This window comes from Escherichia sp. KCJ4928 (assembly GCF_004352695.1).
Taxonomy (GTDB): domain Bacteria; phylum Pseudomonadota; class Gammaproteobacteria; order Enterobacterales; family Enterobacteriaceae; genus ECMA0423.
On the sequence record NZ_SJWV01000183.1, the window covers coordinates 1 to 8,000 of the forward strand.

Sequence of the window (8,000 nt, forward strand, 5' to 3'; positions counted from 1 at the left end):
TATATCAGTTCCGCTGATTTAACCGCAGAGAAGTTCGCCACAGCAATCCGAAACCACTGGCACGTGGAGAATAAGCTGCACTGGCGTCTGGACGTGGTAATGAATGAAGACGACTGCAAAATAAGAAGAGGAAATGCAGCAGAATTATTTTCAGGGATACGGCACATCGCTATTAATATTTTGACGAATGATAAGGTATTCAAGGCAGGGTTAAGACGTAAGATGCGAAAAGCAGCCATGGACAGAAACTATCTCGCGTCAGTCCTTGCGGGGAGCGGGCTTTCGTAATCTTGCCCTGCCTGCTCACCTCCTCCAGGCACTTCCACTACATTATGACCTGCTCGGTGCCACCGCTCCTTTTCACTATGACGTTAACCTCCCCTCCTTGACACCATGCTTTTGTCTACATTCTACGCAAACGGCAACTTTTATAACCAGTGTAAAAATAACGTGCCGCAATAGTCATACCTATTAATGGTAAAAAGCTGTCACAATTCATAAAAAACCTTAATATACGCCACCCTAAACATAACCAGCGTTAATGTAAGGTTTTTGTGTGGACTGGCTTCTTGATGTTTTTGCAACCTGGCTCTACGGCTTAAAAGTAATCGCGATAACGTTAGCGGTCATCATGTTCATCAGCGGGCTGGACGATTTTTTTATTGATGTCGTCTACTGGGTACGCCGCATTAAACGCAAGTTGAGTGTTTATCGCCGCTACCCGCGAATGAGTTACCGCGAACTGTATAAACCAGATGAAAAACCGTTAGCGATTATGGTTCCGGCGTGGAATGAAACGGGCGTCATCGGCAATATGGCCGAGCTGGCGGCGACCACGCTCGACTACGAAAACTATCATATCTTTGTTGGCACCTACCCCAACGACCCCGATACTCAACGTGATGTTGACGAAGTGTGCGCTCGCTTTCCGAACGTGCATAAGGTAGTCTGCGCGCGTCCTGGTCCCACCAGCAAAGCCGACTGTCTGAACAACGTGCTGGACGCCATCACCCAGTTTGAACGTAGCGCCAATTTCGCTTTTGCTGGTTTTATTCTGCATGACGCCGAAGATGTGATTTCACCGATGGAATTGCGTCTGTTCAACTATCTGGTCGAGCGTAAAGATCTGATTCAGATCCCGGTGTATCCGTTCGAACGCGAATGGACGCACTTCACCAGCATGACTTACATTGATGAGTTTTCAGAGCTGCATGGCAAAGATGTTCCGGTGCGTGAAGCCCTCGCCGGACAAGTGCCCAGCGCAGGCGTCGGCACCTGTTTCAGCCGCCGCGCCGTGACCGCTCTGTTAGCTGACGGTGACGGTATTGCTTTCGACGTGCAGAGTCTGACTGAAGATTACGACATTGGTTTCCGCCTGAAAGAGAAAGGTATGACGGAAATTTTTGTCCGTTTTCCGGTGGTGGACGAAGCCAAAGAACGCGAGCAGCGTAAATTTTTACAGCACGCACGGACGTCAAACATGATCTGCGTGCGCGAATATTTCCCCGATACCTTTTCGACTGCAGTTCGACAAAAATCTCGCTGGATCATCGGCATTGTTTTCCAGGGCTTTAAAACCCACAAATGGACCTCCAGCCTGACGCTGAACTACTTTCTCTGGCGCGACCGCAAAGGGGCAATCAGTAACTTTGTCAGCTTCCTCGCGATGCTGGTGATGCTCCAGCTTTTGCTGTTGCTGGCGTATGAAAGTTTGTGGCCCAATGCCTGGCATTTCCTTTCTATTTTTAGCGGCAGCGCATGGTTAATGACCCTGCTGTGGCTAAACTTTGGCTTGATGGTTAACCGCATCGTGCAGCGGGTGATTTTCGTCACTGGCTACTACGGTCTGACGCAGGGGATGCTATCTGTCCTGCGTCTTTTCTGGGGCAACCTGATTAACTTCATGGCCAACTGGCGCGCGCTAAAACAGGTACTTCAACACGGCGATCCACGTCGCGTCGCGTGGGATAAAACAACGCATGACTTCCCCAGCGTGACTGGCGATACCCGCTCGTTGCGCCCGTTAGGCCAAATTCTGCTGGAAAATCAGGTCATCACTGAAGAACAACTCGATACAGCACTGCGTAATCGCGTCGAAGGTCTACGCCTGGGCGGTTCAATGCTGATGCAGGGGCTGATTAGCGCCGAGCAGCTGGCACAGGCGCTGGCAGAGCAAAACGGCGTGGCGTGGGAATCCATCGATGCCTGGCAGATCCCGTCCTCGCTGATTGCCGAAATGCCAGCCTCCGTAGCGCTGCATTATGCAGTACTGCCGCTGCGTCTGGAAAATGATGAGTTAATTGTCGGCAGTGAAGATGGTATTGACCCGGTTTCGCTGGCGGCCCTGACGCGTAAAGTCGGACGCAAAGTGCGTTACGTCATTGTTCTGCGGGGACAAATTGTCACGGGGTTACGTCACTGGTATGCACGCCGACGCGGTCACGATCCGCGGGCAATGTTGTACAATGCGGTTCAGCATCAGTGGCTCACGGAACAGCAGACCGGTGAAATCTGGCGGCAATATGTGCCGCATCAGTTCCTGTTCGCCGAAATACTGACCACGCTCGGTCATATTAATCGTTCAGCAATTAACGTGTTGTTATTGCGCCATGAACGCAGTTCTCTGCCGCTCGGCAAGTTTTTGGTCACCGAAGGCGTTATCAGCCAGGAAACGTTGGATCGCGTCCTGACAATTCAACGCGAATTACAAGTTTCGATGCAATCACTATTACTCAAAGCAGGTTTAAACACAGAACAGGTTGCGCAACTGGAGTCCGAAAATGAAGGAGAATAACCTTAATCGCGTCATCGGATGGTCTGGTTTACTGCTGACGTCTTTATTGAGTACCAGCGCACTCGCAGACAATATCGGCACCAGCGCAGAAGAGCTGGGGCTGAGCGATTATCGCCATTTTGTTATTTATCCCCGTCTCGATAAGGCGCTGAAGGCACAGAAAAATAACGACGAAGCAACCGCCATCCGCGAATTTGAATATATACACCAGCAGGTGCCGGATAATATTCCGCTGACTTTATACCTTGCGGAAGCCTATCGCCATTTTGGTCATGATGACCGGGCGCGGCTGTTGCTTGAGGATCAACTGAAACGTCACCCAGGAGATGCCCGACTTGAGCGCAGTCTGGCGGCTATTCCGGTTGAAGTGAAAAGCGTTACGACTGTTGAAGAACTGCTTGCCCAGCAAAAAGCGTGCGACGCTGCGCCGACCCTGCGTTGTCGCAGTGAAGTCGGGCAGAATGCCCTGCGGCTGGCACAATTACCTGTCGCCAGAGCGCAACTGAACGATGCGACGTTTGCTGCATCGCCAGAAGGAAAAACGCTGCGAACCGATCTGCTGCAACGGGCAATCTACCTGAAACAATGGTCCCAGGCAGATACGCTATACAATGAAGCACGCCAGCAGAACACATTAAGCGCGGCAGAACGCCGTCAGTGGTTTGACGTGCTTCTTGCCGGGCAGCTGGACGATCGGATCCTGGCACTGCAATCACAGGGGATCTTCACCGATCCTCAGTCATATATTACTTACGCGACCGCGCTGGCTTATCGTGGCGAAAAAGCACGCCTCCAGCATTATCTCAATGAAAATAAGCCGCTGTTTACCACGGACGCACAAGAGAAAAGTTGGCTCTATCTGTTATCTAAATACAGCGCCAACCCCGTTCAGGCATTGGCGAATTATACGGTGCAGTTTGCCGATAACCGCCAGTATGTTGTTGGCGCGACGCTACCGGTGCTGTTAAAAGAAGGTCAGTACGACGCAGCGCAAAAACTGCTCGCCACCCTCCCCGCTAATGAAATGCTTGAGGAGCGTTATGCTGTCAGCGTGGCGACCCGTAACAAGGCTGAATCTCTGCGTCTGGCACGATTGCTGTATCAGCAAGAACCGGCAAATCTTACCCGCCTGGATCAACTGACCTGGCAACTGATGCAGAACGAGCAGTCACGCGAAGCTGCCGATTTATTGCTGCAACGCTATCCTTTCCAGGGCGATGCGCGTGTCAGCCAGACTTTAATGGCGCGACTGGCGTCTCTGCTGGAAAGTCATCCTTACCTGGCAACGCCGGCGAAGGTGGCGATTTTATCGAAACCCTTACCGCTGGCGGAGCAACGTCAGTGGCAAAGTCAGTTGCCGGGTATTGCAGATAATTGCCCGGCAATAGTTCGCTTGCTGGGCGATATGTCGCCTTCCTACGATGCTTCCGCCTGGAACCGTCTGGCAAAGTGTTATCGGGACACGCTACCCGGTGTGGCGCTGTATGCATGGCTTCAGGCCGAACAACGACAACCGAACGCCTGGCAACATCGTGCGGTAGCCTATCAGGCGTATCAGGTTGAGGACTACGCCACCGCACTGGCGGCCTGGCAGAAAATCAGTCTTCACGACATGAGCAATGAGGATCTGCTTGCTGCTGCCAATACCGCCCAGGCGGCAGGAAATGGTGCAGCTCGCGATCGCTGGCTACAACAGGCAGAACAACGTGGACTGGGAAACAATGCCCTCTACTGGTGGCTGCATGCGCAACGTTACATTCCTGGTCAGCCGGAACTCGCACTGAGCGATCTCACGCGCTCAATCAATATTGCGCCTTCTGCCAACGCTTACGTTGCGCGGGCGACAATTTATCGCCAACGTCATAATGTCCCGGCGGCGGTGAGTGATTTGCGCGCCGCGCTGGAACTGGAACCGAATAATAGCAACATCCAGGCAGCGCTTGGTTACGCCTTGTGGGATAGCGGTGATATCGCACAGTCGCGGGAAATGCTCGAACAGGCGCATAAAGGGCTTCCGGACGATCCGGCACTGATCCGACAACTGGCCTATGTGAACCAGCGTCTGGATGACATGCCTGCGACGCAGCATTACGCCCGGCTGGTGATTGATGACATTGATAATCAGGCGCTGATAACCCCACTGACCCCAGAGCAAAATCAGAAACGCTTCAATTTCCGCCGTTTGCATGAGGAGGTCGGTCGCCGCTGGACGTTCAGTTTCGATTCTTCCATCGGCTTGCGTTCCGGCGCAATGAGTACCGCTAACAATAATGTCGGCGGCGCAGCGCCAGGGAAAAGCTATCGTAGCTACGGACAACTGGAAGCCGAGTACCGCATCGGACGCAATATGCTGCTGGAAGGCGACCTGCTCTCAGTTTATAGCCGCGTCTTTGCCGATACCGGAGAAAACGGGGTGATGATGCCGGTGAAAAATCCGATGTCCGGCACCGGTCTGCGCTGGAAGCCGCTGCGCGATCAGATCTTTTTCCTCGCCGTCGAACAGCAGTTGCCGCTGAACGGCCAAAATGGCGCATCCGATACCATGCTGCGCGCCAGCGCCTCATTCTTTAATGGCGGCAAATACAGCGACGAATGGCACCCGAACGGTTCAGGCTGGTTTGCCCAAAACCTGTACCTCGATGCGGCGCAATATATCCGCCAGGATATTCAGGCGTGGACGGCAGATTATCGCGTCAGCTGGCATCAGAAGGTAGCTAACGGACAGACTATTGAGCCTTACGCTCACGTTCAGGACAACGGCTATCGTGATAAAGGCACTCAGGGCGCGCAGCTTGGCGGAGTCGGGGTCCGCTGGAATATCTGGACCGGCGAGACGCACTACGACGCCTGGCCGCACAAAGTCAGTCTCGGCGTCGAGTATCAACATACCTTTAAGGCGATTAATCAACGTAACGGAGAGCGCAACAACGCGTTTCTCACCATTGGAGTGCACTGGTAAATGCGTAAGTTCATTTTCGTATTGCTGACACTGCTTTTGGTCAGCCCTTTTTCCTTTGCGATGAAAGGTATTATCTGGCAACCACAAAACCGAGATAGTCAGGTTACCGATACCCAGTGGCAGGGGCTGATGAGTCAGTTACGTTTGCAAGGCTTCGATACCCTGGTTTTGCAATGGACCCGTTACGGCGATGCATTCACCCAGCCAGAACAGCGCGCGTTATTGTTTAAGCGTGCCGCAGCTGCGCAACAGGCTGGCCTGAAGCTGATTGTCGGGCTGAACGCCGATCCGGAATTTTTTATGCACCAGAAACAGTCGTCCGCAGCGCTGGAAAGCTATCTTAATCGCCTGCTGGCTGCCGATCTCCAGCAAGCCAGATTATGGAGCGCCGCGCCTGGCGTAACGCCGGATGGCTGGTACATCAGCGCGGAAATTGACGACCTGAACTGGCGCAGCGAAGCTGCCCGTCAGCCTTTGCTAACATGGTTAAACAACGCGCAGCGGCTGATTAGCGATGTTTCAGCAAAACCGGTTTATATCAGTAGTTTTTTCGCCGGAAACATGTCGCCCGATGGCTATCGCCAACTGCTGGAACACGTTAAAGCAACCGGCGTTAATGTTTGGGTACAGGATGGCAGCGGCGTGGATAAACTGACCGCTGAACAGCGTGAACGTTATCTACAGGCCAGCGCCGATTGCCAAAGTTCCGCCCCAGCAAGCGGCATTGTTTATGAACTGTTTGTCGCCGGCAAAGGCAAAACCTTTACAGCGAAACCGAAACCGGACGCAGAGATCGCCTCGCTGTTAGCGAAACGTTCCTCTTGCGGTAAAGACACTCTCTATTTCTCTCTGCGCTATTTGCCCGTCGCGCACGGCATTCTCGAGTATTAAATCTCCTCCAGGTAAGTCGGGTACGACCTGGCTTACCTCTTTCGCTCTCGTCAGAATTCCATCAAGATTAATTGCTAAAAAGCGTGCTAAAGAAAGAAGATCGTTATCGGCGAACGGGCCGATCACTCATGCAGGAAGCATAGATCCTTTGAGCGGAGTTTCTGATATCTGAGGAGTGCGAAATGCAATTGAGCAGCAGTGAACCTTGCGTGGTGATCCTGACCGAAAAAGAGGTAGAGGTAAGCGTCAATAACCATGCTACGTTTACCCTTCCGAAAAACTACCTGGCCGCCTTCGCGTGCAACAATAACGTCATTGAACTCTCAACGTTAAATCACGTATTAATCACCCACATCAACCGTAACATCATCAACGATTATCTGTTGTTTTTAAATAAGAACTTAACCTGTGTAAAGCCCTGGTCGCGGCTGGCAACCCCGGTTATTGCTTGTCATAGCCGTACACCGGAAGTGTTCCGGCTAGCCGCCAACCACAGCAAGCAGCAACCCAGCAAACCCTGCGAAGCGGAGTTGACGCGCGTATTGCTTTTTACCGTATTGTCTAACTTTCTTGAGCAATCGCGGTTTATTGCCCTACTGATGTATATCTTACGCAGCAGCGTCCGCGACAGCGTCTGCCGCATTATTCAAAGCGATATTCAGCATTACTGGAATCTGCGAATTGTCGCCAGTTCGCTATGTTTAAGCCCCAGCCTGCTCAAAAAGAAATTAAAAAACGAAAATACCAGCTATAGCCAGATTGTCACAGAGTGTCGTATGCGTTACGCCGTACAGATGTTATTGATGGATAACAAAAATATCACTCAGGTGGCGCAATTATGTGGCTATAGCAGCACGTCATACTTTATCTCTGTTTTTAAGGCGTTTTACGGCCTGACACCGTTGAATTATCTCGCCAAACAGCGACAAAAAGTGATGTGGTGAAGGGCAAAGCGGAAACGGATAAGACGGGCATAAATGAAGAAGAAATGGCGCGCCCTGCAGGATTCGAACCTGCGGCCCACGACTTAGAAGTTCCTAGAACGACATTTTAAGTCAACAAATTACCGCGCCATCTCTGCGCTCACACGTCCCACTACCTCAAAACATGTAAAGCCTTGCAAGCCATTGTGAGGCCTTATGTGTCTCAGTTTTGTCCCTCTTTTTTGTACTAAAAAACATAGCAATTGAGGATAAACCTCATGCTATTTTCGCTTATATGCCTTTAAAGGCATGGCGCTTAAATAGATAAAAACACCACAAAAGCATAAAAAACCACACAGTAAAACCGCAACATAAAACAATAACAGATAATTAAACCAAAAACAGATAGCGCATTGTGATAATCATTCAATAC

The 8,000-nt window shown here is 51.5% G+C and carries 5 protein-coding genes; all 5 read left to right on the forward strand.

All coding sequences use genetic code 11. The features are described from left to right. Nucleotides 1-288: ISAs1 family transposase (locus E0D98_RS19435; RefSeq protein ID WP_001706174.1), on the forward strand; the 288-nt coding region annotated here is incomplete at its 5' end. Between the two features lie 268 nt (nt 289-556). Beyond that, nucleotides 557-2,794 carry a cyclic di-3',5'-guanylate-activated glycosyltransferase NrfB gene (gene nrfB, locus E0D98_RS19440; protein WP_000383954.1) on the forward strand — a complete coding sequence of 746 codons (2,238 nt, stop codon included), beginning with the start codon at nt 557-559 and terminating at the stop codon, nt 2,792-2,794. Then, the gene (nfrA, locus tag E0D98_RS19445; protein WP_001580085.1) at nt 2,781-5,753 is read left to right on the forward strand and encodes a bacteriophage adsorption protein NfrA; all 2,973 of its coding nucleotides are present in this window, start codon (nt 2,781-2,783) and stop codon (nt 5,751-5,753) included. The genes nrfB and nfrA overlap by 14 nt, the downstream gene beginning before the upstream one ends. After that, complete coding sequence (locus tag E0D98_RS19450; protein WP_001224567.1) at nt 5,754-6,644, forward strand: DUF4434 family protein; 891 nt, start codon at nt 5,754-5,756, stop codon at nt 6,642-6,644. 182 nt (nt 6,645-6,826) lie between these two features. Next, nucleotides 6,827-7,588 carry a DNA-binding transcriptional regulator EnvY gene (gene envY / locus E0D98_RS19455; RefSeq protein WP_001177469.1) on the forward strand — a complete coding sequence of 254 codons (762 nt, stop codon included), beginning with the start codon at nt 6,827-6,829 and terminating at the stop codon, nt 7,586-7,588. The last annotated feature ends 412 nt before the right edge of the window (nt 7,589-8,000 follow it).